Origin of the sequence: Rhizobium redzepovicii, assembly GCF_019793435.1 — a bacterium.
Lineage (GTDB): Bacteria > Pseudomonadota > Alphaproteobacteria > Rhizobiales > Rhizobiaceae > Rhizobium > Rhizobium redzepovicii.
In genome coordinates this window covers 1-1,047 of sequence record NZ_JAILYH010000056.1, presented here as the reverse complement: position 1 = coordinate 1,047, position 1,047 = coordinate 1, and the positions used below count along the sequence as shown (strand labels likewise).

Below are 1,047 nucleotides of genomic sequence, written 5' to 3'. Positions count from 1 at the left end.
TGTGAGCTTTCGGGAGGTTGTCCATTCAAAGCGGATTTAGGAGACTGGAGCTATCACACCTCGAGTCGGAAGGATCGCCGCGAATGAACATTCATAAGAATGCCCGACTGACGCCGTTGCGCCGGGAACAAATGGCGCTTGCTGTTATCGAAGGGCATCTGACCCAGGCTCAGGCAGCACAGGCCTATGGCGTCGCGGCCAAGATCGTCGCCCGTTGGGTCGAGCGTTTCAAGGCCGGTGGTCGAGAGGCGATGCTCGATCGTTCCTCCCGACCTCATGCCATGCCCCGGCAGACCAGTCAGGCGCTGGCGGAGCGCATCATCACGCTTCGCCGCCAGCGCCTGACTGGCAAGCACATCGCGATCGAAACCGGTGTATCTGCAGCGACGGTGAGCCGGGTTCTCAAGCGCGCAGGCCACTCCCGCCTCAAGGATATCGAGCCGGCCGAGCCTGTGCGTCGTTATGAACGCCAGGCTCCCGGCGAGATGATTCATATCGACATCAAGAAGCTCGGCCGGTTTCATGAGGTCGGCCACCGCATCACCGGCGATCGCACTCGCCAGAGTTCGCGCAGAGGCAAGAGTTGGGGCGCCGGTTGGGAATGCGTTCATGTGGCCATCGACGATGCCTCTCGCATCGCTTTCTCACAGATATTGCCGGACGAGACGAAAGAAAGCGCCGTGGCCTTCTTGAAGGCGGCATTGGCCTATTATGCCAGCCTCGGGATCGCGGTCGAGCGCGTCATGACCGACAATGGTCCCTGCTACACATCAAAGCCATTCGGCCAAGCTTGTCGCGACAACGGCCTCAAGCACGTTCGCACCAGACCATATACGCCTAAAACCAACGGAAAGGCCGAACGCTTCATCCAGACCGCCCTCAGAGAGTGGGCCTACGCCGTCGCCTATCCCAACTCGGACATGCGCGCCGCCGAACTGCCACGATGGCTTCATCGCTACAATTGGCACAGGCCTCACGGAAGTCTAAACTCAAAACCACCAATCACTAGGCTCGCTCTTACCCAGGACAACCTGTTGAGGCTCCACA

1 protein-coding gene is annotated in these 1,047 nt (G+C 59.8%); it reads left to right on the top strand.

Annotated features, from left to right (window positions below; translation table 11 throughout):
• Positions 1-83: 83 nt before the first annotated feature.
• On the top strand, positions 84-1,047 hold a 964-nt coding region (locus K6N12_RS33525), incomplete at its 3' end, for an IS481-like element ISRel2 family transposase (RefSeq protein WP_183600220.1).